At 73.8% G+C, this 26,041-nt stretch carries 16 protein-coding genes and 1 pseudogene; 9 read left to right on the top strand and 8 right to left on the bottom strand.

The genetic code is table 11. The features are described 5' to 3' along the window. The first annotated feature begins 52 nt into the window (after nt 1-52). From ACIP5K_RS25485 to ACIP5K_RS25470, 4 genes are all read left to right on the top strand, one after another. Nucleotides 53-1,114 carry a YihY/virulence factor BrkB family protein gene (locus ACIP5K_RS25485; RefSeq protein ID WP_401413002.1) on the top strand — a complete coding sequence of 354 codons (1,062 nt, stop codon included), beginning with the start codon at nt 53-55 and terminating at the stop codon, nt 1,112-1,114. 66 nt (nt 1,115-1,180) lie between these two features. Continuing rightward, nucleotides 1,181-3,775: a S8 family serine peptidase gene (locus ACIP5K_RS25480; RefSeq protein WP_401413000.1), complete on the top strand. Its 2,595-nt coding sequence runs from the start codon at nt 1,181-1,183 to the stop codon at nt 3,773-3,775. After that, on the top strand, nt 3,775-6,714 hold the full coding sequence (locus ACIP5K_RS25475; RefSeq protein WP_401412998.1) for an FG-GAP-like repeat-containing protein: 2,940 nt from the start codon (nt 3,775-3,777) through the stop codon (nt 6,712-6,714). Before ACIP5K_RS25480 ends, ACIP5K_RS25475 begins: the two co-directional genes overlap by 1 nt. Nucleotides 6,715-6,791: 77 nt before the next feature. Beyond that, nucleotides 6,792-10,079 (top strand): ATP-binding protein, encoded by a 3,288-nt coding sequence (locus tag ACIP5K_RS25470; RefSeq protein ID WP_401412997.1) that lies wholly within the window; start codon nt 6,792-6,794, stop codon nt 10,077-10,079. Between the two features lie 40 nt (nt 10,080-10,119). Here ACIP5K_RS25470 and ACIP5K_RS25465 read toward each other — a convergent pair whose 3' ends face one another. The 7 genes and pseudogenes from ACIP5K_RS25465 to ACIP5K_RS25435 form a co-directional block, all read right to left on the bottom strand. Beyond that, nucleotides 10,120-10,257 carry a hypothetical protein gene (locus ACIP5K_RS25465; protein WP_401412995.1) on the bottom strand — a complete coding sequence of 46 codons (138 nt, stop codon included), beginning with the start codon at nt 10,255-10,257 and terminating at the stop codon, nt 10,120-10,122. Between the two features lie 36 nt (nt 10,258-10,293). Continuing rightward, the gene (locus ACIP5K_RS25460) at nt 10,294-10,626 is read right to left on the bottom strand and encodes an ANTAR domain-containing protein (RefSeq protein WP_401412993.1); all 333 of its coding nucleotides are present in this window, start codon (nt 10,624-10,626) and stop codon (nt 10,294-10,296) included. Between the two features lie 226 nt (nt 10,627-10,852). After that, nucleotides 10,853-11,593: a GAF domain-containing protein gene (locus tag ACIP5K_RS25455; RefSeq protein ID WP_401412992.1), complete on the bottom strand. Its 741-nt coding sequence runs from the start codon at nt 11,591-11,593 to the stop codon at nt 10,853-10,855. Continuing rightward, complete coding sequence (locus ACIP5K_RS25450) at nt 11,590-12,393, bottom strand: ANTAR domain-containing protein (RefSeq protein WP_401412990.1); 804 nt, start codon at nt 12,391-12,393, stop codon at nt 11,590-11,592. Before ACIP5K_RS25450 ends, ACIP5K_RS25455 begins: the two co-directional genes overlap by 4 nt. Before the next feature lie 265 nt (nt 12,394-12,658). After that, complete coding sequence (gene tkt / locus ACIP5K_RS25445) at nt 12,659-14,875, bottom strand: transketolase (protein ID WP_401412989.1); 2,217 nt, start codon at nt 14,873-14,875, stop codon at nt 12,659-12,661. A gap of 658 nt (nt 14,876-15,533) precedes the next feature. Continuing rightward, nucleotides 15,534-16,667 (bottom strand): annotated as a pseudogene (gene tal / locus ACIP5K_RS25440) (transaldolase); the annotation flags it as partial. A 185-nt stretch (nt 16,668-16,852) separates the two neighbouring features. Further along, the gene (locus tag ACIP5K_RS25435) at nt 16,853-17,320 is read right to left on the bottom strand and encodes an ATP-binding protein (RefSeq protein ID WP_401412987.1); all 468 of its coding nucleotides are present in this window, start codon (nt 17,318-17,320) and stop codon (nt 16,853-16,855) included. A gap of 156 nt (nt 17,321-17,476) precedes the next feature. Here ACIP5K_RS25435 and ACIP5K_RS25430 point away from each other — a divergent pair, with 156 nt between their 5' ends. Next, nucleotides 17,477-17,854 carry an STAS domain-containing protein gene (locus ACIP5K_RS25430; RefSeq protein ID WP_401412984.1) on the top strand — a complete coding sequence of 126 codons (378 nt, stop codon included), beginning with the start codon at nt 17,477-17,479 and terminating at the stop codon, nt 17,852-17,854. 33 nt (nt 17,855-17,887) lie between these two features. On the opposite strand, the gene ACIP5K_RS25425 is transcribed toward ACIP5K_RS25430, so the two are convergent. Next, on the bottom strand, nt 17,888-18,112 hold the full coding sequence (locus tag ACIP5K_RS25425; RefSeq protein ID WP_401412982.1) for a cold-shock protein: 225 nt from the start codon (nt 18,110-18,112) through the stop codon (nt 17,888-17,890). 249 nt (nt 18,113-18,361) lie between these two features. Between ACIP5K_RS25425 and ACIP5K_RS25420 the strand changes: the two genes are divergently transcribed. From ACIP5K_RS25420 to ACIP5K_RS25405, 4 genes are all read left to right on the top strand, one after another. Beyond that, the gene (locus ACIP5K_RS25420) at nt 18,362-18,763 is read left to right on the top strand and encodes an ATP-binding protein (protein ID WP_401412980.1); all 402 of its coding nucleotides are present in this window, start codon (nt 18,362-18,364) and stop codon (nt 18,761-18,763) included. 228 nt (nt 18,764-18,991) lie between these two features. Beyond that, complete coding sequence (locus tag ACIP5K_RS25415; protein ID WP_401412979.1) at nt 18,992-20,416, top strand: GDSL-type esterase/lipase family protein; 1,425 nt, start codon at nt 18,992-18,994, stop codon at nt 20,414-20,416. A 199-nt stretch (nt 20,417-20,615) separates the two neighbouring features. Next, nucleotides 20,616-25,592 (top strand): DUF5979 domain-containing protein, encoded by a 4,977-nt coding sequence (locus tag ACIP5K_RS25410; RefSeq protein ID WP_401412977.1) that lies wholly within the window; start codon nt 20,616-20,618, stop codon nt 25,590-25,592. A gap of 158 nt (nt 25,593-25,750) precedes the next feature. Beyond that, a complete protein-coding gene (locus tag ACIP5K_RS25405; RefSeq protein ID WP_401412976.1) occupies nt 25,751-26,032 on the top strand; it encodes a hypothetical protein in 282 nt (93 codons plus the stop codon). The last annotated feature ends 9 nt before the right edge of the window (nt 26,033-26,041 follow it).

Below are 26,041 nucleotides of genomic sequence, written 5' to 3'. Positions count from 1 at the left end.
GGCCGGGACGGCCCGCACGCATGCATGCCTGCCGACGGGACACGTGGTGTGCATGACGAAAAGCACGGACGAGCAGGCCGGCGAGCGGGCCACGGAACCTTCCGACCGGGACACGGAGAGCGGCACAGCGGCGTTCGGCGCGTCCGAGGCCGTCGAGCGGCGGGCCCCCGACTCCCCGACGGACCTGCCCAAGAAGGCCTGGAAGGCCGTGCTCAAGCGGAGCCTGCGCGAGTTCCAGGAGGACGAACTCCTGGACCGCGCGGCGGCGTTGACCTACTACGGCGTCCTGTCGATCTTCCCCGGGCTGCTGGTCGTGGTGGCGATCCTGGGCGTGGCGGGGGAGAGCGCCACCAAGAAGATCCTGGACGGCCTGGAGACGCTGGCACCGGGACCCGTCCGGGACATCCTCACCAAGTCCGTCTCCCAGTTGCAGGGCAACGCGGGAACCGGATCGATCATGGCCGTCATCGGCGTCCTGCTCGCCGTCTGGACGGCCTCGGGATACGTGGGGGCGTTCGTCAGGACGGCGAACAAGGTCTACGACGTGCCCGAGGGCCGGCCCCTGTGGAAGGTGCTCCCGCTGCGCTTCGGCCTCACCCTCGCGCTGATGGCGCTGGCGATGGCGAGCGCGGTGATCGTCGTGTTCACCGGCGGCATCGCCGAGCAGGCGGGAAGCACCATCGGCATCGGGGACAGCGCCCTGGCGATCTGGTCGGTGGCCAAGTGGCCGGTGCTGGCCGTGCTCGTGGTGCTGATGATGGCCCTGCTGTTCTGGGCCACACCGAACGTCAAGGGCCGCGGCTGGCGCTGGGTCACCCCCGGCGGGTTCGTCGCGCTGCTCATCTGGCTCGTGGGATCCGCCGGCTTCTCCTTCTACGTGTCCGGCTTCTCCTCGTACAACAAGACGTACGGGACGATGGCGGGCGTCATCGTCTTCCTCGTCTGGCTGTGGCTCACCAACCTCGCCCTGCTGCTGGGCCTGGAGTTCGACGCCGAGATCACCCGCCAGCGCGCCATGGCCGCCGGCCACCCGGAGAGCGTCGAACCCTTCGTCGAGCCGAGGGACACCCAGGCCTGGGACGAGGAGGACGAGGAAGCGGCACGGGCTCAGTAATTCCTCAGTAACGGGTGCTTCCTAGCGTGCGAACTCCACCGCACCGTTCCCGGAGGAGCACCCCCGATGCACCTGCCCCGACCGCCCCGGCGCAGATCAGCCGCATGGGCGACGGCCGCGCTCGCCGCGACCGCTCTGACCGCCGGCCTGATGCCGGCCGCTGCCGCCGCCGACACCCCGTCCGCCGTGGCCGGCGCGAAGATCGACTCGGCCCTGAGCGGCGCCGTCGCCCACGGCGGCGACGCGACGTTCTTCATCGTCCTGAAGGACAGGGCGGACCTGTCCGCCCCCAGGAAGCGGACCGGCCACGCCGCCAGGGCCACGGCCGCCTACAAGGAACTGCGCGCCCACGCCGACGCCAGCCAGGCACCGCTCAGGTCCTTCCTCGACAAGAAGAAGGTCGGCCACAAGGACTACTGGATCGCCAACACGATCCAGGTCACCGGCGACAAGAACCTCGTCGACGCGCTGGCCCGCCGCCCGGACGTGGCGTCGGTCGTCAAGAAGCGGACGTTCGAGCTCGACGCCATGGAGACCTCCGACAAGAACGTCTCCGCCTCGCGCACCACGCCGGCCGGGCCGGACGCCTCAGCGGACGGCGACGGCGACACGGCGCCCGCGTGGGGCGTGGCCGACATCGGGGCCGACCAGGTCTGGGACCAGTACGCGGACCGCGGCGAGGGCATCGTCGTCGCCAACATCGACTCCGGGGTGCAGTACGACCACCCGGACCTCGTCGCCAACTACCGCGGGAACAACGGCGACGGCACCTTCAGCGACGACTACAACTTCTACGACGCCACCGGCAGCTGCGCCGGCACCGCCCCCTGCGACACCGACGGCCACGGCACCCACACGATGGGCACGATGGCCGGCCGGAACGGCATCGGCGTCGCGCCGGACGCGAAGTGGATCGCGGCCAAGGCCTGCGCCGACAACCTCTGCCCCGACGACGAACTCCTCGCCGCCGGCCAGTGGATCCTCGCGCCGACCGACCGCAACGGGCAGCACCCGCGCCCGGACCTCGCCCCGAACATCGTCAACAACTCCTGGGGGGAGACCGGCGGCACCGACCCCTTCTACACGGACATCCTGGCCGCCTGGGACGCCGCGGGCATCTTCGAGGCGTTCGCCGCGGGCAACTCCGGTGACGGCGCGACCTGCGAGACGTCCGACCCGCCCGGCGCCCAGGCCGACTCCTACGGCGTCGGCGCCTACGACGCGAGCGGCGCGATCGCCGGGTTCTCCGGATTCGGCCCGTCGCGGATCGACGGCTCGGCGAAGCCCGACATCTCCGGTCCCGGCGTCGACGTCCGGTCCGCGTGGCCCGGCTCGTCCTACAACACCATCAGCGGTACGTCGATGGCGACGCCGCACGTCGCGGGCGCGGTCGCGCTGCTGTGGTCGGCGACCCCCTCGCTCATCGGCGACATCGACGGCACCCGCACCCTCCTCGGCGAGGGCGCGCGCGACGTCGACGACACGCACTGCGGCGGCACCGCGGGCGCCAACAACGTCTGGGGCGAGGGCAAGCTCGACATCCTCGCCTCCGTCGACAGGGCCCCGCACACCGCGGCCACCGTCACCGGCAGGGTCACCGACCGGGCGACCGGCCGGGGCCTGGACCACATCACCGTGCGGGCCACCGGCACCGCGGGCGCCGACCGCACGGTCACCACCGCTACCGACGGGACCTACCGACTGCCGCTCACCCCGGGCACGTACTCCTTCGCCTTCAGCGGCTACGGCTACGCGAACGGCTCGACGACCGGCGTCGCCCTCGCCGCCCGGCAGTCCCTCACCCAGGACGTCGCGCTGGACGCGGTCGCCTCGCACAAGGTCTCCGGCACCGTCGTCGACGTCACCGGAAAGGCCCTGCCCGGCGCGCGCGTCGAGCTGACCGGCACACCGCTCGGCGCCGTCACCACCGACGCCAAGGGCAGGTACGCCTTCGCCGAGGTCTCCGAGGGCTCCTACACCCTGACCGTGCGCCCGGCCGCCCCGGTGCTCTGCAACGGCGTCCACACCTCCGCCCTCACCGTCGGCGCCGCGGACCTGACGGCGGACGTCCGGGCCCCCCGCCGCACGGACGGCGCCGGCAACTCCTGCGCCCCGGCCGCGTACTCCTGGACAGCGGGCTCCAAGAAGGTCGCCCTGTCCGGCGACGAGGACGCCGTGAAGGTGCCGCTGCCCTTCCCGGTGCGGCACTACGGCGTCTCGTACACCTCGGCGTCGGTCACCACCGACGGCCTGATCGACTTCCTGTCCGCACGGGTCGGCGACTACGCCAACAGCACCCTCCCGACGACCGGCGCCAACGGCGTGAAGGGCATCATCGCCCCGCTCTGGGACGACCTGACGCTCGACAAGCAGTCCTCGGTGCAGACGGCCACCAACGGCACCAAGGGCCACCGCACGTTCGCCATCGTCTGGAACAACGCCGCCTACGCGAACGGGACATCGGGTCGCGCCACCTTCGAGGCCGTCTTCGACGAGGCCACCGGCGCCGTCACCCTCCAGTACAAGACGGTCGCCGACCACGGGAAGGGCGCCACCGTCGGCATCGCGGACCAGTCCGGCACCGACGCCCTCCAGTACTCCGCCAACCAGCCCGTGCTCGCCGACGGCACCGCCGTCCGCTTCACGCAGGGAGCCAAGTGATGACAGCCCACGGAAGAGCCCCCCACGCGCGGCGGGCCCTGGCGCTCGCCTCCGGCCTGGTCGCGGCGGGCCTGTGCCTGACCGCCGTGCCGCAGGCCCGGGCCGCCGACGCCGACAGCGGTCCGGCGATGAAGCTGACCGGCACCCAGGCCAGGAAGCTCGCCGCCGACGTCACCCTCGACCCGTGGGCCGAGGCGCCGGACACCGCCACCGGCGGCGCGGACGCCAAGGCGGGGGAGAGCGCCGGTGAGCAGGACACCGCCGCCCCCGAGGCCTCCGTCGACCCCGCCACCCAGGTCACCACCACCGCCAAGGCCACGCTGGAAGGCGTGCGCGGCATGGGCGCCACGGTGCCGGCCGGCCGGAACGGCGACTACTTCTCGGTCAACAGCATGGGCTACGTGCAGCTCCACGCCACCGACGGCAGCACGAAGTGGGCCCGCACCAGCAGCTCCTTCTACCCGGACTGGCAGGTCAAGCCCCTCCAGCCGTGGCGGGCCGAGCCGTACCCGGCGCAGATCCTCATGGGCTACAACGCGGTCTCGCCGTTCTCGCCGCACTCGGACTCCGGGTACACGACCGGCGACCTGACCGGCGACGGCGTACCGGACCTGGCGTTCACCGCGCAGGTCGGCACCAGCCCGTACCCGCGCGCGTTCACCTCACCGGGCTCGCCGCTGACCAGCGGCACCTTCGTGACCGTCCTCGACGGCAGGACCGGCGCCACGGTCTGGTCGAAGCTGTACGACCACGCCTCCATGGTGAAGATCGTCGCCGGCACCCTGCTGATCGCCGACGCGCCCCGGATGAGCGGCGACGCGAAGGTCCCGGCCGACGCGACGGCCACCCTCACCGGCATCCGCTTCACGCCCGGCGCCGACGGCGGAGCGACCCCGGCGTCGACCTGGACGTACGACACGAAGGAGGCCCGCCCCGCGAACTGGGGCGACATCCAGGACCTCGGCAAGGGCAAGGTCGCCGTCTCCTGGAACCTGGAGAAGGCCGCGGGCGTCGACGCGCGCGGCCGCACCCTCCTGCTCGACGCCGCCGACGGCTCCGTCACCTGGCAGAGCGACAGCGTCCTGTACAACCGCCAGATGCGGCTGGACGCCGGCCGCAGGCGGATCGTCGCGCTGGAACAGGCGGACGCGACGGACGCGGTGCGCTACGAGGTCGCCGCCTACGACCTGAAGACCGGCCACCGCGCCACGCTCCAGGACCGCGACAACGTGATCCCCACCGCGCTGGCCGTCGGCGACCTCGGCGGCCGGACGGGCGACGAGATCGCGGTCGCCGAGTCCTCGCTCGACGAGAACTACCTGATCAACGCCGCCACGGTGCGCGTCCTCGACGGCACCGGCACGGCGCTGCGCTGGTCGAACTCGGTCAAGCGGGACGACGACGACGGCGACGACGCGCCGAACACCTTCGGCCTGTCCGTCGCCGACGGCAGACTCGTCACGACCGGGCAGGACAACGACCACTTCGAGGACCCCGAGAACCGCGGCGGCACCCGCTTCGCGTCGCTGACCGTGTTCTCCGCCAGGGGCACCGTCGCATGGCAGGCCAAGGGCGTCGCCGGGTCCGCGATGTACCAGGACCTCTACAGCGACGCCCGGGGCACGCACGTCCGCATCGTCGACCCGTCGCAGAACATCCGCACGTACAAGCTCGCCAACGGCAAGGCGCAGAGCGTCACGCCGCTCCAGGGCGACATCGCCTACGCCAAGAGCGCCGACCTCGACAAGGACGGCAAGGACGACGTCGTCATGGGCGGCTCGTCGAACGGCCTGTGGGCGTACTCCGGACCGTCCCTCGTGGACGGCGGCACCCCCCGCGCGCTGTGGCGGGCGACCCTGCCCGGCGCCGTGCACGACATCGAGACCGGCGACGTCGACGGCGACGGCAGGACCGAGATCGTCGTCGCGGCCGACACCGCGACCGTCGTCCTGGACGGCAGGACCGGCAGGACGCGCGCCACGATCGACGGCGGCGGCCAGTTCGTCCACACGGCCGAGCTGACCGACCTCGACGGCGACGGCCGGCAGGACATCCTCGTCCCCACCGACGCCCTGCGCGCCTACTCCGGCGACGGCCACGCCCTGTGGACGTACCGCGCCCCCGCGTCCGCGGGCGACGTCCGCTTCGCCGACCCGTCGGCCGCCGACGGCCGGGTGTACGCCTCGTACGCCAGCCTCGACGCCTACCAGCTGGACACGGCCGTGACGAACGCGGTCGCGCTCGACGCCAGAAACGGCAGGACCCGCTGGTCCGCCGCGCCGAAGGCACCCGCCGACGCGATCGGCGGGATCCGCACCCTCACCCCGAACCACGGCGTCTTCGCCTCCGCGCAGATCCCGTACGCCGACGGACACGCGGTCGTCTACGTGTGGAACGTCGACGCGCCCCTCAAGATCGACGGAGTCAGCTCCATCACCGCGCAGAACCTGTTCGAGATCCGCGACGGCCGCACCGGCGAGGTGCTGCACACCTGGGTCTCCGGCGGCTACCTCACCCACAACAGCTTCTTCGCGAAGGACGGCGCGCTGTACGAGGGCGGCGTCGCCTCGTTCCGCCGGTTCCGGGCCGGCGGCGACGACGTGCAGCAGGGCGTCCTGCCGATGTCGTTCGGCGGCGGCTTCCTGACCGGACCCGGCGGGCGCGACCTGCTGGCCGCCGGCGTGGACGGCGGCCTGTACCTGTGGGACCCGAGCATCTTCGAGTCCGACGACTCCTGGGCCGGGTCCGTCGGCCAGATCCCCGCACTCATGGGCGCCCGCGACTGCTTCGCGGGCGACCTCGACGGGGACGGCGTCGACGAGGTGCTGTCCCTCAACGCCGACAAGTCCGGCCGCGACCGACTCGTCGGCCTGTTCGGCGGCGGGTACTACATGGGCGACTACGCCATCCACCAGGTGACCGCGTACAAGCTGTCCTGACCCGGACCGCCCCACCCGCGGACCCCCCGGGCCTCGCCCGGGGGGTCCGCGGCCCGCTCGGTTACAGTGGCGCCCTCATGAGCGAGCAGCGCACGGACCGTACGACGCCGGCCGCTCCGCTGCTGCGACTGCACCTTTTCGGCGGTTTCACGGCGAGTCGTGACGGCGGCCCCGCACCCGCCGAACGCTGGCCGCGCCCCAGCGCCCGCACCCTGGTCAAACTGCTCGCCGTCGTGCCCGACCACCAGCTCCACCGCGAGCAGGCCATGGACATCTGCTGGCCGGACGCCGACCGGCAGTCCGCGACCGGCAGCCTGCGCGTCGCCCTGCACGCCGCGCGCCGCGCCCTGGAACCCGGACTCGCGCCGCGGGCCACCTCCTCGTACCTGATCACCGACGGCGCGCTGCTGCGGCTCGACCCGGCCACCGTACGCATCGACGCCGACGACGCCGAGGCGGCGGCCCGCACCGCCCTCGCCTCCACCGACCCGGACGAACTCGCCGCCGCCCTCGCCCTCTTCACCGGCGAACTGCTCCCCGAGGACCGGTACGCGCGCTGGGTCCAGCCCCGCCGCGACCGGCTCACCGCACTGCGCGAGGAGGTGCTCCTCGCGCTCGCCGCCGCCCACATGGCGCAGGGCACCTTCGCGGACGCGGCCGCCGCGGCCGCGAAGGTCCTCGCCTCCGCCCCCGCCGCGGAGGCCGCCCACCGCATCCTGATGGAGACACACCTGCGCCAGGGCCTGCGACGGCTCGCGGTGCGCCAGTACCACCTGTGCCGGGCGGCGCTCGACACCGAACTGGGCGTGCGCCCCGGCCCGGAGACCGAGCGGCTGCACCGGCTCGCCCTGACCGACGCCCCGGCCCCGACCCTGCACGCGCCCGCGCTGCCCGCCCCGCTGCGCGCCCCCACCGAGAGCCCGCTGCGCGGCCGTGACAACGTTCTCCACCGGCTCCTCGCCCCCGGCGGCCCACCCATCACGCTGCTCACCGGCGAGGCGGGCGTCGGCAAGACCAGCCTGGCCGGAGAAGCCGCCCGGCGCGCCGCGGCGGCGGGCACCGCCGTGCTGTGGGGCGGCGGCCACGACGCCGAGGGCCACACCCCGTACGGGGCGTTCGCCGAGGCCCTCGACGGCTGGCTCGCCGACGGCGACGCGGGCGAACGCGCCCGGGTGGCCGCCGAACATCCCGAACTCGCCGCGTTCCTCCCGTCGCTGGGGCGCACCGGCGTCGAGGGCGGGCGCTCGCCGGAGGAGGAGCGGGACCGGCTGTTCCGGGCGGCGGGCGCGCTGCTCGGCGAACTCGCCGCCGCCCGGCCCGTACTGGTCGTCCTCGACGACCTGCACGCCGCCGACGAGGGCTCGTTCCAACTGCTGAGCCACCTGGCCAGGCGGGCCGCGGCCGACGGCCCCGACGTGCGGTTCCTGGTCACCCACCGCGACGAGGAGATGCCCGACGGCGACCCGCGCCGCTCGGCGCTCGCCGCACTGCGGCGCGCCCGACTGTGCGTGCGCGAGGACGTCGGCCGCCTCGACCGGGAGGCCTGCCTGGCCGTGGCCCGCGACGGCGGCGCCCCACCCCAGCGGCTCGACCGGGTCTGGGAACTCTCCCTCGGCAACCCGCTGTTCGCCCTGGAACTCGCCCGGCACCCGTGCGCCGACGAACCCCCCGACGGCGTCCGGCAACTGGTGGGCGTCCGGCTCGGACGGCTCGGCCCGGACACCCGGCGGATCGTCGAGGCGCTCGCCGTCGCGGGCGGGGAGACCGCGCTCGGCGAACTCCTCGACATCGCCGAGCACGGGCTGCGGCCCCCGCTCGACGCGGCCGCCGCCGCCGACGCCCTGGAGGACGCCATCGGCGCGGCCCTCGTCGAGGAACGGCAGGTGGTGGTCGCCGGACGGGCCGAGGCGGGCCTCGCCTTCCGGCACCCCCTCGTCCGGCTCACCTGCTACGAGCGGCTGACCGCCGTGCGCCGCAGGCAACTGCACGCCGCGTTCGCACAGACGGTGCTGCGCCGCCGCCCCGACGCCGTCGACACCCTCGCCTCGCACTTCGCCCGCGCCGACGACCCGCGCGCGGCCGCGTACCTGCGCAGGGCCGCGGAACGGGCCGCGGCCGTCTACGCCAACGACACCGCCGACCGCTACTACCGCGACCTGGTGGCCCGGCTCGACGTGGACGCCGCCCGCGCCCGCCTCGGCCACGCCCAAGTGCTGCGCCGCATGGGCGACTTCACGCAGGCGGCGGCCGTCCTGCGGCTCGCGCTCGCGGAGTTCGCGCGGCGCGGCGACCACGACGACACGGTGCTCGCGGCGGCCCGGCTCGCCGAGACGCTGGTCAAGGCCGAGAACCCGGCGGCGGGCCTCGACGTGCTGCGCGCCCACCCGCCGACCGAGGGGACCGGCCCCGAGCCCACCGCCGCCCACCACCTGTCCCGGGGCGTCGCGCTCCGCGTGCGCGGGCGGTACATGGACGGGTACGCCGCCACGCGCGAGGCCCTGGACGCCGCGCTGCGCGTGCCCGGCGTCGTCGGCCAGGGCCTGCTCGCCCGCTGCCACGCCGGCCAGGCCACCGACCTGGCGCTGGCCGGCCGCTTCCGGGAGGCCAGGCAGGCCGCGGACCGGGCGCTCGCGCCCGCCGAGGCGTACGGGGACTCGGCGCTGCTCGGCTCCGTCCTCTCGGTCCTGCGGGAGAACGCCCGGCGCGAGGGACGGCTGCGGGAGGCCGTCGACACCGGGCGGCGGGCGCTCGGCCTCGCCGAGGAGTCCGGCGACCCCACGGCCGCCGCCTTCGAGCGCGCCAACCTGGCCGAACTGTGGCTGCTGCTCGGCGAGTCCGCGGCGGCCGAGGAGACCGCCGAGGCGGCCGTGGCCGGGGTCGACGCCGACGACGCCTGGTCGCTCCCGTACGCGCTGACCGCGCTGGGGCGGGTCCGCATGCGCGACGGCCGCACCGAGCGGGCCGCACCGCTGCTCGACCGGGCCGAGCGGTCGGCGGGGATGGACCAGCAGGCGCGGTTCGAGGTGCGGACCGCCCGCGCCGAACTCGCGCTGCGCCGGGCGCGGCCGGGCCTGGTCGCGGGGCTGCTGCGGGACGGCGAGGCGCCGGTGCTCGCGGCGTGGGGCCACCTGCTCGCCGGGGAGCGGGAGCCGGCCCGCCGGATCGCCGGGCGCGAGCTGGAGCGGGCCCGGAGCACGGGGGAGCGGCTGGCCGAGGTGGACGCCGGGGTGGTCCACGCGGTGGCCCTCGGCGGCGCCGCGGGAGCACGGGCGCTCGGCGCATCCGAGGCGCTGGCGCGGACCCTCCCGTACCCGGCCGGGACGGAACGGGCGCGAACGGCGCGGCAGTTGCTGGCCGCACGCTGATCGCCGCGCGCCTGCCCGCCCGCACCCTGCTGCCGTCGGCCTACGGCCCGGGCTCCCGGCGCTCGCGCGTGCGGGCCGCCTCCCGCGCGGTGAACCGCTGCCGCGCGCACAGCTGTTGTTCCAGCTCCGTGCGGATCTCGGTGGGGAGCAGGCCGGTCCGGGCCCAGCCGACGATCACCCCGCGCCTGCCCGCCCGCACCCTGCTGCCGTCGGCCTACGGCCCGGGCTCCCGGCGCTCGCGCGTGCGGGCCGCCTCCCGCGCGGTGAACCGCTGCCGCGCGCACAGCTGTTGTTCCAGCTCCGTGCGGATCTCCGTGGGGAGCAGGCCGGTCCGGGCCCAGCCGACGATCGCCTCGGCCACGACGCGCACCTTGGTGTTGGTGTGCATCGAGATCTCCCGCAGCACGTCCCAGGCCTCGGCCGGCTCGATGTGCCCGGTGGCCAGAACGACACCGATCGCCTGGTCGACCACCGCGTGCGACGTGATCGCACGCCTGAGGTGGACGATCTCGTCCTCGAGCGCTCGTGTTCGCGCGGCCGTCGACATGGTGCCAGGCCGCCGCACCCCGATATCCAACTCATGCCTCCGCAAGATCCCCAGGAGCCACAGCTCCGGGGACTGGGGGGCCACAGCGTCTCCGCTTCGACCACACTGTCGCTCCGGGCGCCGCATCCCGCAACCCCGCCTCCGGGATCGACGCGGTGCCCACCGCCACGACTGCGGATACGGCCCGGTCAGGACCGGTCCCGCCCGTCCCGCCCGGCCCCCGCGCTCACCGCTCGGTGGTGGGGCGGGGAATGGTGCGGGTGTCGAAGGTGCCGTCGGTGATGCCGAGGGCGAGGGCGGTCAGGGTCAGCTGGTGGGCGCGGGCGTGGGCGCGCAGGCTGTGGAAGGCGGCGTCGGGCGTGGTGTTCCAGCGTTCGGCGAGGACGCCCTTGGCCTGCTCGACGGCGATGCGGCTGTGCAGGGCGTGCTGGAGCTGGTCGCGTTCGGTCTCCACCGCGTCGATGGTGCGCTGTTGCAGCAGGGCGATGGTGGCGACGTCGGCCAGCGCCTGCCCCAGGGCCAGATCGGTGTCCGTCAGCGGCTGCGGGCTGACGCTGAACAGTCCGAGCACGCCGATGGTGCGTCCGCGCAGTTTCAGGGGCAGCGCGCTGGCGCCGGACAGCCCGCCCTCCAGTGCGGCGGGGGTGAAGTGGGGCCATGCGCGCATGGACTGATTGGTCGTCAGGTCGACGCCGGTCAGTGGAGCGCCGGTGCGGTAGCACTCCTGGCAGGGGCCTTCGGTGTGCTGGAGGGCGAACAGCTCCAGCAGGCGGGTGTACTCGTCCGAGGCGGCCAGCACCTGGAGGACGTCGGCGTCGTCCGCGAGCATGACCCCCGCGGCGTCGATGCCGAGCAGGTCCATGCAGTGGCCGCACAGGCGTTGCAGCAGGTCCAGCACGTCGAATTCCGCCGTGAGGGAGTCGGCCATTTCCACGAAGACGGGTGCCAGGAGCTGGTCGCGTTTCATGCGGGCGGGTCCTTGTCGTCTAGGGGGTGGGGGTCGTCGTCGGTGTCGTCGGTGTCGTCCTCGTCCAGCCGGAGCCGCCGGGTGACGATGGCGTGGGCCACGTCGCCGACGGGGTCTCCGCTGGTGTAGGCGAGGGCCCGCAGGCGGACGAGCGCGTCCGGGAGCGGAAGCCGCAGCTGGACGCTGAGCATGCCGGTGGCCTGGTGGATCTCCGCCCGCTCCAGCCGGCCGCCGTTCTCCGGGAGTTCGCCGTCGCCGAGCCCGCTCTCCAGGAACCCGGGCAGGGGCGGATCGGGGCGGTCCGGGCTGCCGTCGGCGGCCTGCCCCAGACAGAAGCGCGTCAGCGCGCGGGCGAGGAGGTCGGCGTCCCGGTTGGCGGTGCCGGTCAGCGATCCGGGACGGGACCGCAGCAGGGTCATGACGCCGATCCGCAGGGCGCCGACCCGCAACGGGAAGCAGAACACGCCGCGGGTCGGCCCGGTGTCGACGGCGGTCAGCGCCGGCCAGCGGTCCTCGCGGACGGAGTCGAGGTCGACGACCCGCACGGTCGAACAGTGCCGCATGCTGTCCAGGCTCGGCCCCTGACCACAGGTGAACTGGAGGTCGCTGAAGGCGCGGGCCGCGGGGTCGGAGAACCACATCGGTTCGAGCGCGCTGCCGCCGTCGATGCTGAGGCACACGATGATCCCGTCGACGCCCAGGACACCGGCCGCCTCGGTCACCGCGTGCGCCGCGCCGTCGGACCATCCGTCCCCCTCCAGCAGGCGGAGCACGCCCATCATCCGGTCGGTGACCACCACGCCCTCCCCTCGGCGCGGTCGGGGAGGGGGCGCCCCCCGGCGCCCGGACGCCGCCCGGGCGGGCGCGAACGGGGTTGTTCCGCAAGGAATCGGGCCATGGACAAGACAAGCTCCCAGGACGTCGGGTGTCGACACTCCGGTGGGTGGCGTCGCGGGCGCCGTACCCGGCGGACGAAGAGTCCGGGCGGGCGCACCGCGGGAACCGGTGCCGGCCCGCGTCGGGGGCTCGGACGTGGGATCAGCCTACTGCCGCCGGGGCCGGGCGTCAGGAGAGGTCGCCGGTGCCCCCGTGGACGGAGGCGCCGCTCTGCTGCCTGCCGCCGGGCCGCGGCGGGCGCCGGACGTCGTCCACGCTGGCGTGCGCGGCCGCCGCGACGGCGTGGGGCGTGATGCCGAACTCGCGGTACAGGCGCTCCTGGTCGGCCGAGGCGCCGTAGTGCTCCAGTCCGACGATGCGTCCCGCGTCGCCGACGATCTCGCGCCAGCCCTGGCCGACGCCCGCCTCGACGCTGACGCGCGCCCGCACGGACGGCGGCAGTACGCGGTCCCGGTACTCCTGGGGCTGTTCGGCGAACCACTCCCGGCACGGCATCGACACCACGCGCACGGCCAGGTCGTCGTCGCTCAGCAACACGCGCGCCTCCAGGGCGAGATGGACCTCGGAGCCGGTCGCGACGAGGATGACGTCGGGGTCGGCGCCGTGCGCGGCGTCGATGAGGACGTAGCCGCCGCGCGCCGCCGCGCCGGCGGCCGCGTACACGCCGTTCTCGCGGTCCAGCACCGGCAGGCTCTGGCGGCTGAGGATCAGCCCCGAGGGGCGGTCCGTGTGCTCCAGGACGGCACGCCAGCAGGCGGCGGTCTCGTTGGCGTCGGCGGGGCGCACGACGTCCAGGCCGGGCACGGCCCGCAGCGCGGCCAGTTGCTCCACCGGCTGATGGGTGGGGCCGTCCTCGCCCAGGCCGATGGAGTCGTGCGTCCAGACGTAGGTGGCGGGCAGCCGCATCAGCGCGGCCAGGCGCACGGCGGGGCGCATGTAGTCGGAGAACGTCAGGAACGTGCCGCCGTAGGGCCGGGTCAGGCTCTGTAGGGCGATGCCGTTGAGGATCGCGCCCATGGCGTGTTCCCGGATGCCGAAGTGCAGGGTGCGGCCGTACGGCCCGCCCTTGTAGTCCTTGGTCTGACGGCTCGCCGGTACGAAGGACGGCTCACCGTCCATGGTGGTGTTGTTGCTTCCGGCCAGGTCGGCGGAGCCGCCCCACAGCTCCGGCAGGACGGGTGCCAGGGCGTCCAGGACGGCGCCGGACGCGGCGCGGGTGGCCATGCCCTTGGCGTCGGCGGGGAAGACGGGGAGGGCGTCGGCCCAGCCGTCGGGGAGGCGTTGGGCCCGGAGCCGCTCCAGCAGCGCCGCGCGCCGCGGGTGCGCGTCCCGCCACGCGGCGAAGAGCGTCTCCCAGCGCTCCCGCGCCGCACGGCCGCGGTCCCGGGCCTGGCGGGTACGGGCCAGCACCCGGTCCTCAAGGGTGAAGCGGGCGTCCGGATCGAAGCCGAGCAGCCGTTTCGTGGCGGCGATCTCGTCCTCGCCCAGCGCCGAGCCGTGCGCCTTGCCGCTGTTCTGCTTGGTCGGCGCCGGCCAGCCGATGAGGGTGCGCAGCACGATCAGCGACGGCCGGCCGGTGTCCTCGCGCGCCGCGTCGATGGCGGCCAGGAGCGCGTCGACGTCCTCCGTGTACGCGTCGGTGCCGGTCCAGTCGACCGTCTGCACATGCCACCCGTAGGCGGCGTGCCGGGCCGCGACGTCCTCGCTGAAGGAGATGTCGGTGTCGTCCTCGATGGAGATGTGGTTGGAGTCGTAGAAGACGACGAGGTTGCCGAGTTCCTGGTGCCCGGCCAGGGAGGCCGCCTCGTGGGTGACGCCCTCCATCATGTCGCCGTCCGAGGCGATGACGTACACGTGGTGGTCGAAGGGGCTGGCGCCGGGTTCGGCGTCGGGGTCGAGCAGGCCGCGCTCGCGCCGGGCCGCCATCGCCATGCCCACCGCGCTCGCCAGTCCCTGCCCCAGCGGCCCGGTCGTGATCTCCACCCCGCGGGTGTGCCGGTGCTCGGGATGCCCGGGCGTCGTCGAGCCCCAGGTCCGGTACGCCGCGATGTCCTCCACCTCCAGCCCGTAGCCCGCCAGGCAGAGCTGGAGGTAGAGCGTCAGGCTGGAATGGCCGCAGGACAGCACGAACCGGTCGCGCCCCAGCCACTGGTCGTCCGCCGGGTCGTGCCGCATGACGTTCTGGAACAGCAGATAGGCCAGGGGGGCCAGGCTCATCGCCGTACCGGGATGGCCGTTGCCGGCTTTCTGCACCGCGTCGGCCGCGAGCAGCCGGACCGTGTCCACCGCGCGTACGTCGGTCTCGTCCCACCCGGCGTCGTGCGCCACCGGCGGTGTCACCGACCGGCCGGGGCGCGGCCGCTTCCCGGCCTTGTCACTCGCCATGTCGCTGCTCCTTCGGGTTGGTCCCGGCCACCGGGCCCGGGCGGTGGTCCGGGGTGCGGGCGGGGCGGCCGAGCGTCCGCGCGGCCACCGCCCGGCGCATGTCTTCGAGGGTCGCGAGCTGCCGCTCGGCCCGTTCGAGCAGGGCGTCCAGGTGCCGCGCGTCCAGCCTCGGCTCGGGGGCCGCCACCTCGCGCAGGGCGCGCCAGCAGGCCGCCTTGCCGCGCACCCCCAGGAGCAGGGCCTCGATCTCCAGGAGGTCGCTGAGCGGGGAGCGGGAGAGCAGGTGCCCGTTGGGCTTGAGCCGGCCCGCCTTCTCCGCGAGCCACCCCAGAGCGACCATGCCCCGGTCGACGCCCACCCCCAGGTCGGCCATGATCTGGGCGAGCGCGACGCGGTCCTCCTCGATCTCCGCGGCCAGCGCGGCGAGGGCTGCGCCGTGCGCACCGCCCCGCTGCGCGCTCGCGGCACGCCGCGCGAGTTCCAGGCCGCCGGTCGCGCCGGACAGATGGTCGTTGAGATAGATCCGCAGCAGGGAATCGCTCCGCGCCCGGCTGCCCGGCCCGCCGGGCGACTTCTCCGAAACGGCGTCCGTGGGGCGCACGGTGTCCTTGGTGTCCTTGGCGTCCTTGGAGCCCACGGCGTCGCCGGTCTTCTCGGCGTCGCCCGTGGCCCGGTCGGGACCCATGACGCGCCGCACGGACGCGCCCAGTTCGGCCCAGCTCTTCTCGAACTTCGTCAGGCCCTCGCGCTCCAGCGTCTCCGTGACGTCCGCGAAGTCGACCCCGACCCGCGCGAGGGCGGCGAAGTGGGCCGTGGCGGCGGCGCGGCGCACGGGCACCGGGTCCCCGGCCGGGACCGTGCCGTGGTCGGCGAACGCGGCCAGGGTGCTCGCGGGCATGGTGTTGACCGTGCCGGCGAGGACGAGTCCGCTGACGTACATGGTGTCGGGATAGGCGGGGTCCTTGACCCCGGTGGAAGCCCACAGCGGGCGCTGTGTACGGGCGCCCGCGGCCGCCAGGGACTGCCAGCGGGCGCCGGCCGTCACCTCCTCGTACACCTGGTGGGCGAGGAGGGCGTTGGCGATCGCCGCCCGCCCCTTGAGCTCCGCGGCCTCGGGGGTGCCCAGCGCGTCGAGGCGCCGGTCCACCTCGGTGTCGACCCGGGAGACGAAGAACGACGCGACCGAGTGGATGCCCGCCAGATCGCGTCCCGCGGACCGGGCCCGCTCCAGACCGCTCTGGTAGGCGTCCAGCACCGCGCGGTAGCGGTCCAGGGAGAACACCAGGGTGGCGTTGACGCTGACGCCCTGGGCGACGACCTCGGTGACCGCCGCCAGTCCCTCACGGGTGGCGGGGATCTTGACCAGCAGATTCGGCTCCCCGACGGTGTCCCACAGCATGACCGCCTGGGCGACGGTGGCGGCGGTGTCGTGCGCGAGGCGGGGGTCGACCTCGATCGACACCCGGCCGTCGACGGTCCCGGTCCGCTCGTGCACGTGACGGAGCGCCCGGCACCCCGTGCGCACGTCGTCCGTGGTGAGGGCGAGGACCGCGGCGTCGACACCGCTCCCCTCCCGGCCCAGGCGGTGCAGCTGATCGTCGTACAGGGTGCCCTTGGTCAACGCCGTGGCGAAGATGGTGGGGTTCGTGGTGACTCCGGCCACGTGCTGGTCCGCGACGAGCTTGTCCAGCTCACCGCCGGACAGGAGTTCGCGGGACAGGTCGTCGAGCCATACCGACACACCCGCGCCGGTCAGGGCGGCCAGTGGATCGGATGCGCTGACACCATTCATGCGTGACCTCCAGACAGGGGCGCCGACCGCTCGGCGGGAGCCGTGCGCACGGATGACCGTGCGGGCCCGGTGGGCGACAGCCGACGGCGGCACGTTGTACGGGGTGTCCACATTCGCCGGGGTCACTCTTCACAGCGGGACCGGTCTTGGGCAGCGGCGCGAACGGGAGCGCGGCGCGGGGAGGGTCAGGCCGCGTGCGGAGAGGTGGAGGGCGTCAGGTCGAGGGACACGGTGACGCGCTTGCCCACGGAGGTCGGCTGCACGGTCAGCGACCGCGCGAGCAGGGAGACGATCTCGAGTCCGTGCTGGCCGATGCGCTGCGGGTCGGTGTCCCGCACGGCGGGCTGCCGGGGATCGCTGTCCCACACCTCGACGAGCACCAGGCCGTCCTGGATCCGCATCTGGAGCAGGGCCGGGCCGGGGGCGTACTTGACCACGTTGGTCACGAGCTCGCTGACGACCAGTTGCGCGTTCTGCACGGCGCGCTCCGCCACCGCCACCCGGTGCACGTCACGGGCCTCCGTCAGGAAGCGGGCCGCGGTGTCGCGGGCCTGCCCGATGCAGCCCGTGCCACCGTCCAGCGCGACGGATATCTCCAGCGGTTCGGGACCGTCCGATTCATCGCGTGAATCCGGTCCGGCACGGTCCGGCATTCACGGCCCTCGCAGTCTTGCTCCATGGATGCCGGTGGACGGCATCGGCAGTGCCTCAGATTACCCGGCGCCCCGCCGACCGCGCGCCGGACTGCGTAGGATGCCACTCACTCGGCGCCGCTCGGCACGGAGCGACAGGTAAGGGTTGAGGAGCACGTGAACGACATCCCCGAGGCGGCGGTCCAGCCATCCGCCCGCCTCTCGATCACCCGGGCCTCGCACGCCGATGCCGAGGTCCTCACCGCCGCGGGCGAGATCGACGCCTCCACCATCCCGCTGCTCAGCGAGGCCCTGAGCGGGGCGAGCACCGCGACGGCCGGCGGGGCCCGCACGGTGCTGGACCTGAGCGCGGTCACCTTCATGGACTCCACCGGCATCAACGCGCTGCTCACGGGGCACCGCGCCGCGGAGGAGGCGGGCGGCTGGCTGCGCCTGGCGGGCCTCGACGGTCCGGTGTGGCGGGTGGTCGAACTCGTGGGTGTGCACCACGTGCTGTCCTGCCACCCGAGCGTCGCGGAGGCGCTGGACGCCTGAGCGGTGCCGCCGCGTCGTGCCGCGCGGCAGCGCTCAGAGCGAGGGCGCGGCGTCCTCGGCCCCGACGCGCGTGATGTTCTCGGCCACCGGGCCCTTGGGGCCGTCGACGATGTCGTAGGTGACCGCCTCGCCCTCGGTCAGCACCCCGCCGTCCTCGGCGCCGGCGCTGCCGACGAACACGTCGAGCCCGTCGCCCTCGGGGGTGATGAAGCCATACCCGCGGTCGGAGTTGAACCACTTCACTGTGCCACGTGCCATGTCGAAGTCCCTTGCAGACGCGGGGGCGGCCGGGCCGGTCACCTGCACAGCGAAAGTCCAACGTCTGTGCGAACGAGCCGCTCACCCGAGACCTACCCGCTCCGCGCGGCGGGACACGGCCCGGCGGCACCCTTGGCCGGTACGCGAACTCGTGGGCCTCTGCGATGCATGAGAGGGAGGTGACCGGGAATGAGGGAGTGGCGGCTGACGTGTGTGTCCTGAAGCCCGGCACGACAGGTGGGTTCCCTGATGCTGATTGACTGCGTTCCCCTGAACATGGGGGTCGTCGAGACGAGTGATGCGGCGGCGGTCCGTCCTCAGGTGGCCGACCTCGCGGTGCGTGCCCTGGCCGGACTGCTGCCCGCCGACGCCGAGCGCGTGCTCGGGGACGTCCAGCTGGTGGCCAGCGAGCTCGTCGCCAACACGGTGCACCACGCGGGCGGCCTCCTCCACTTCCGCGCCTCCGCCCTCGGCGACCGGCTGCGCATGGAGGTCACGGACGCGAGCCCGCACCACCCGCGGACCTCGGCCCTCGATCCCGGGACCCCCGGCGGTTTCGGCTGGCGCCTGGTCCACCGCCTGTGCACCGGCGTCCGCGTCGACAGCGGCCTGCACGGCAAGACCATCGTCGTGGACATGCACCTGGCGTGACACGAGCGTCGGACGCCGACGCCGACGCTGAGACGGCGGGCCGCGGGGGTCCGTGAGAGCGGCGCGCGTCCTCCCGGCCGCGAACTCCTCGCCCGTCGGCCGGTCTTGGGTGCCCTCCGCCGCTCTTCGGAAACGCGATGCGTGCCGCGTCATCCGAACGGTGGAATCTGGCGACTCATCCCGGTCCTTCCCGATTCCGGGACGCCCGGCAGTGGATATGCACTCCCCATGCCAGTCCCGCTGTTGCACCGTCTCGCCGTCGCCCTCGTGCGGCGCGCCTGGGCGTTCGCCGAGACGTACGGCCGGGTGTCCGCGGGGCAGCCGGGCCGTCATCGGTTCGCCCGGCTCGGGGACGGGGCGTGCCTGGCCTTCCCGCCGGGCGCCGTCTTCGGCGAGCAGGCCATCACGATCGGGGACCACACCCTGGTCGGCGCCCAGGTCAGCATCAGCGCCGGCTACGGCCCGGGGCAGGACCTCGGGGGCGAGCTCGTCGTGCGGATCGGCGCCCGGTGCTCGATCGGTCGGGGCAGCCACATCGTGGGCCACCGGTCGGTACGGATCGGGGACGACGTCTTCCTCGCGCCGTACGTGTACGTCACCGACCAGAACCACGGCTACAGCGACCCCCGGCGCCCCATCGGGCGCCAGCTTCCCGTCAACGCGCCGGTGGTGATCGGGGACGGCTGCTGGCTCGGCACCGGAGCGATCGTGCTGCCCGGCGCGCGGCTGGGCCGGCACGTCGTCGTCGCCGGTGGGGCCGTGGTCCGGGGCACCTTCCCCGACCACTGCGTCATCGCGGGCGTCCCGGCCCGGATCGTGCGGCGGTACGTGCCCGGTGAGGGCTGGCGCAGCACCCGTAACCCCCCTCCCGACACCCCCACACCCGAGGAGCAAGGCGCAATGAAGAAGGCACCCGAGGGCGACATCCCTCTCATGATCGTCGGCGATTCCATCAGTCACGGCAGCAGCGGCGACTGGACCTGGCGCTACTTCTTCTGGAAGCACCTGAAGAACCAGGGCCTGAGCATCGACCTGGTCGGACCGAAGGACACCCTCGACAACATCCGCACGGCCGAGGTCGGCGACGACGACGCCACCTACGCCGACCCCGGGTTCGACCGCGACCACGACGCCCAGTGGGGCCGGCCCTACGTCCAGGAGAAGGACGTCATCGAGGAGAAGGTCGCCGAGTACGAGCCGGAGTACCTGCTGGTGCTGCTCGGCATCAACGACCTGTTCTGGTACGGGGTGACGCCCCCTCAGTTCGCGGCCAATCTCCGGGAGTTCCTCGCCAACGCGCGCCGCCCGGCGCCCGGCCTGAAGATCGTGATCGGGACGGTCCTGGAAACCCGCAAGGCCCTCGACGACCCGGAGTTCGCGGCGCTCGTCGACGCGACCAACCGCGAACTGCGGGCGGTCGCCGCGGCGGAGGGGGTGGCGGTGGCCGAGACGGCCGCCGAGTTCCGCGCTCCCGAGCACACCTGGGACGGCACCCACCCCAACCCCGCCGGCGAGGTCCGGATCGCCGCCGCCTTCGCCGACCGCCTCGCCGCGGCGCACGGTCTCGGCGCGCCCTATCCGCGCCCCTACCCGGTCCTCGACTCCGTCGACCCGGCGGCGAAGGCCCCGATGGAGCCGGCCCCCGGCGACTGACACCGGCGGCCGACACCGGTGGCTGACACCGGGATGACGCCCCGGCCGGACATTCGGGTGACGGGAACGCCGGCTCGGGGCGTGTCATCTGATAGTCGGACTTTTTCTTCCTAGGTTCCTTCTGGATATCTCTGACGGCGTGTCGGCAGGCTCGCACGCGCGGAGCGTTTCTCGATCGAACCCAGGGAGAAACACGTAGATGCGCAGGATGCACAGAGGACGGCCCCGCGGACGCACCGTCCTGGCGCTGCTGCTCGCGCAGGCCGCCTTGATGGCGGGGCCCGCCATGGCGGGCCCCGACCCGGCGGCCTCCGGGACCTCGGCCCCGCCCTCTGCCCCTGCCACCGCGCCGCCCCCGGGGAAGAGCGGGGCCACGGCCAAGAGCACGGCCAAGGCCCAGAGCCACAGCAAGGGCAAGGGCAAGGGCAAGGCCCAGAGCCAGGGCAAGGGCAAGGGCAAGAAGGCGGGCCGCAGGGCTGCCGACACCGCGCAGCTCACCGTGGGCAAGGAAGCGGTGGACGTGCCGGACCCGCTCGTCCCGGGCTCGGAGTACACCTACCGCATCACGGTGTCGTGCTCGTCGCTGACCGAGGCGTGCGTCGGCGCGGTCATGGAGGACACCCTGCCCGCCGGTCTCGAACTGGTCGAGGTCCCCTCGGACGGCGCCAACTACACCATCGACTACGACGAGGGGACCGGGAAGCTCACCGCCGACTTCACCGAGTCCCTGCCCACCCCGCCCAACCCCCCGGGCTCGTCCGGCCTCGCCGCGGGCGGCTCGCAGGACATCCTGATCACCGTACGCGTGCCCGAGGACACCGACCTCAACGACGGTGACGCCGTCACCAACACGGCGAAGGCCGACGCCGACAACGCCGCCCCCGTCGAGGACTCCGACACCCAGACGCTGCACGTCCCGCGCCGGCCGATGGTGACCGGCACGAAGACCTGGAGCCCCTCGTCGACCGTGGCGGGCAGCGGCGGCGGGTCGAAGATCTCGCTGGGCGCCGCGAACAAGTCGTCGACCTCCACCGACGTCAACGCGATCACCATCGCCGAGACCGACCCGGACCTCTTCGACAACTTCGACGTCACCCAGGTCGGCCCGGTCACCCGGATGCCGGCCGGCGCCGACCAGGTGCGGGTGTCGGTGTGCGTGAAGCCCGGCGGGAACTGCGCCCCGGACGAGCTGGTCGAGGGACCGGCCGGGCCCGGACCGGACATCCAGCTGCCGCCCGGCGTCGACCCCGCCGACATCACCGGCATCGTCTACACCTTCTCCAACTCGGCCGGCACCCCGCTGCCCGCGGACCCCGAGGGCGCCAAGGTCGACATGAGCGTGGAGCTGCGCGACGAGAACCGCTCCACCGGCGACGCGATCGACCCCGCCGAACGGCAGACCGTGGAGAACTGCGCGCAGCCCGGCATCGACTTCCGGCTCCGCCGCGACCTCGACGGTCCGAGCGTCTGCGCCGACCACGACATCCTGCCCAACGTCGCCTCCATCGACCTCAGCAAGAAGATCTTCTCCGACACCGACGGCGACTGGCAGGCCGACGGCACCGCCGTCATCGGAACCGATCCGGGCATCACGGCGACGATCGACTCCACGAACACCTCGCCGTTCCCGGTCAGCGAGATGACCATCACCGAGCCGTCGGAATCGGCCGCGAACGAGTTCGACAAGACGGACATGACGCGGGCCCGGCTGCGCTTCCCGGCCGGCGCCACCGACGCCACCCTCGCCGTCACCTGCCGCGACGGCACCGTCCTCGCGCCGCGCACCTTCACCAACCCGCCCGCCACGCAGACCACCGACCTCGGCTGCCCCGACGGCGGGCCCGCCGCCTCCATCGCCGTGACCTACCGCGGCACCGACGCGAACGGCAAGGGCACCATCACGCCGGGCGCGACCGCCGGCCTCGACGTGCACGGCACGCTCAACGACCGGGCCGACGAGGGCGACGCCGAGGACGGCGTCAAGGACTGCGCCGACGGCACGGCCGCCAACCCGTCGAACGGTTCCGGCAGCGCCGCGGGCAACGTCTGCACCAGCCTGAACGTGGAGGCCCCCCGCAAGGACGGCCAGGGCACCAAGGACGCCTCGCAGACCTCGGTCCCGCCCGGCCAGCCCGTCACCTTCGGCATCGGCCTCGCCAACCGCGGCAACGTGCCGCTCGACGGGCCCATCGTCGTCAGCGACCCGGTCGACCCGACCGCCGACCCCAACCCGTTCGACTCCGTGCGCGTCACCTCCGTCACCCCGAAGGTCACGCCCGCGAACCTCGACCACGACCTGGAGGTCTACGACCCCGACGCGAACGCCTGGGTCGCCTACGACCCCGACGACGCCGCGCTGCTGGAACGCGCCAAGGGCGTACGGATCGTCGTGCCCGGCGGACTGCCGGTGGGCGCCTCGGTGCACGCCGACATCACCGTCCAACTGCGCGACGGCGTGCCCGACGGCACCGTCATCACCAACTGCGCCGCCGCCACCAGCGACGGCACCGCCCTCGGCGACGACTTCTGCTCGCAGAACGCGACGGTCGGCGACGCCAGCTCCGAGGCGTCGCTCAACAAGACGCTGAGCCCCTCCACCGTGACCCGCCCCTACCCGGGCAGCCCGGCCGCCGACGTGCACGCCACCCTCACGGTCGTCAACAAGGGCAACGTCGACCTCCACCAGCTCGCCGCGACCGACTTCGACACCGACTTCTTCGACGCCGTCGACTTCGTCTCCCTGGACGGCGTCTCCTTCCCCAAGGGCGCCGACCAGGTCAAGGTCGACGTGTGCACCGCCCGCTGCGGCACCGCGGACCCCGCGGTCACCGAGGGCGCCTGGACCGGCAGCGACACCCCCGGGCTGCCCGCCGGCGTCTCGGCCGCCGACGTCCGGGGCATCCGCGTCACCTTCCGCTCCGAGAACGGCGACGCGATCGTCCCCGTCGAAGGCACCCCCACCTTCGGCGGCGCCTGCAAGACCGCCTCGGTCTGCTTCACCGTCAAGCCCCGCCGCACGCTGCGCTCCGACCCGTCGAAGGAGATCCCCGGCCACCTCGCCGACACGGTCACCGGCAGCGGCGCCAGCGACAAGCACGGCACCTTCACCGTCCCGCCCGCCGACGCCGACCTGAACATCGCCGACGGCGACCCGAAGCTGTACGTGGAGAAGAAGAAGGACGCCGTCGTCCAGCCCGGCGTCTCCCAGCCCTTCACCCTGACGGTAAAGAACACCGGCGACGCCCCCGTCGACCCGCTGCGCGTGTCCGACCCGATCCCCGCCGACCTGGTCGTGGACCAGGACTTCGCGGGCAACAGCGGCTACTACTCGATCACCGTCACCACCCCCGACGGCACCGCCGGGCCCGCCGACGTCGCCTTCACCGCCGACCGCGACGACACCGGCAGGATCACCGCTCTGCACTGGGACTTCCCCGGCTGGGTGATGTACCCCGGCGCCACGGTCACCCTCACCTTCCACGTGCGGCTGCGGGGCGGCGTCGCCGCCGGCACCAAGATCCCCAACACCTTCGGGGCCGGCTCACCGGGACACGACGTGCCCTGCGACGCCACCTCCCCGCGCCTCGGCGAGGTGGACGACGACCCGGCCTACGGCGACGGCCACTACTGCACCTCCACGGCGACCCTGACCACCGAGGCCGGCACCGCCTTCGACGCCGACAAGTGGATCACCGGCAACGCGGACCTGGGCTTCTACAACTCCCTGACGGGCGAGTACATCCCGCTCGGCGACACCCGCTGCCCGAACCTCGCCTCCGGCGGCGCGACCTACACCCGCTACCCCTGCACCGCCCTGGTCCTGCCCGGCCAGAACTACCGCCACCTCGTCACCGTCGAGAACATCGGCACCAACCCGGCCACCGACTACGACCTCCTCGACGTCCTGCCGTTCGTCGGGGACACCGGCGTCCTGCTCGGCCAGTCCGCCCGCGGCACCGCCTGGGACCCGCGCCCGCGCCTGGCCGGCCCGGTCACCCTCGACGGCCCCGGCACGCTCGCGGCCGAGTACACCACCACCCCGCGGCCCTGCCGCGACGAGGTGCCCACCCCGCGCCGCGACTGCGCCGCGGACGCCACCTGGGCCGGTGACTGGACGGCCGAGGACACCGCCCTCTTCACCCACATCGACTTCCCCGGCGGCCTCGCCCCCGGCGACGGCTTCACCCTCGGCTTCCCGATGTCGTCGCCGGCCGACCTCACCGACAAGGGCTCGCGCCACGACCTCTCGCTGGCCTGGAACTCCTTCGCCAACAAGGAGACCGTCCAGGTCGGCGGCGGCAGTGTCGTCCTGCCCGTCACCGAGCCGCCCAAGTCCGGCATCGGGATGCTCTTCGGCACGCTGCGCGTCGACAAGACCGTCACCCACGCCCCGAGCGGCCACACCACCGGCCCGTACGGCATCGCCTACGACTGCGTGGTCACCCCCGACACCGGCAGGCCGGTCCACGTGCGGCACGGCACCGGGCAGATCGCGCCCGGCGCCCCGTTCACGGTGACCGGCGTCCCGGCCGGCGCGGTGTGCCGGGTCTGGGAGACCGACACCGACGGCGCGACCGGCGACCACGACGGCGAGGCGCACGCGGCCTCGGTCACCGTCCGGCCCGAGACCACCACGGACGCGCCCAGCGTCGTCGACGTCACCAACGACTACCCGCAGCGCTCCCTGGACGTCGTCAAGAAGGTCGAGGACCCCTCCGGCGCCGGCCACGGCCCCTTCACCGTCGACGTGGACTGCGCCTGGCGGGGCGAGCGGCTGGACGGCTTCCCCCGGCACCTCACCTTCGACGGAGCGGGCCGCCAGAGCGTCGACGGGCTGCCCGTCGGCGCGCGGTGCACGGTCACCGAACCCGGCACCGACGGCGCCGACCAGGTCGTCGTCACCGCCCGGCCCGACGCCGACGAGGACGCCGACGACAGCTCGGCGACCGTCGTCCTGCGGCCCACCGGTCCCGCCGAGGCGACCGTCACCAACACCTACGACAACCCGCCGACCCCGAGCGGCAGCCCCACCCCCTCGCCGCACCCCGGCGGGCACGGGCAACTCCCCGACACGGGCTGGTCGCTCGGCCCGGCGCTCGCCGTCGTCGCGGCGCTGCTCGCGGCGGGACTGCTGCTGATCAGGGCCACCGTGCGCCGCCGCACCCGACGGCACTGACCCGGCAGACCCCGGCAGAAGTTGACCGCGCGGGCACGCTCCACCCGGAGCGTGCCCGCGCGCACGTCCGCTCCCGTGCCGACACGGCGCGTACCCCGTTCGGGGGCAACACGCCCTGGAATTCGGTGAGAAGCGGAATCGCGGGTACAGGGGCCCGCATGGCACCGAAGACTGAAGTTCTCACGTCCCTGCGGGCCCTACGACAACTGCGCCGAACCCGGGGCTTCTACCTGGCGGGCGTCCTGCTCTGGACCGCCGCCGCCGTCTGGACCGGGTGGGCCCACCCCGGAAGCCGCCAGATGTGGGTCTCGCTCCTCCTCGCGGCGGTCTTCGCCGGTCTCCTCGGGACCGCGTCCGTCTGGCTGCACCGTCTGCGAGCCGCCCGACCGCACCGGCCGGTGCACCACGCGGCGACGCGAGGCACCACGGCGGCGGCCTGACGGGCCGAC

It is taken from the genome of Streptomyces sp. NPDC088785 (assembly GCF_044750685.1).
In the GTDB taxonomy this organism is placed as follows: domain Bacteria; phylum Actinomycetota; class Actinomycetes; order Streptomycetales; family Streptomycetaceae; genus Streptomyces.
This window is presented reverse-complemented; position numbering and strand designations above follow the sequence as displayed.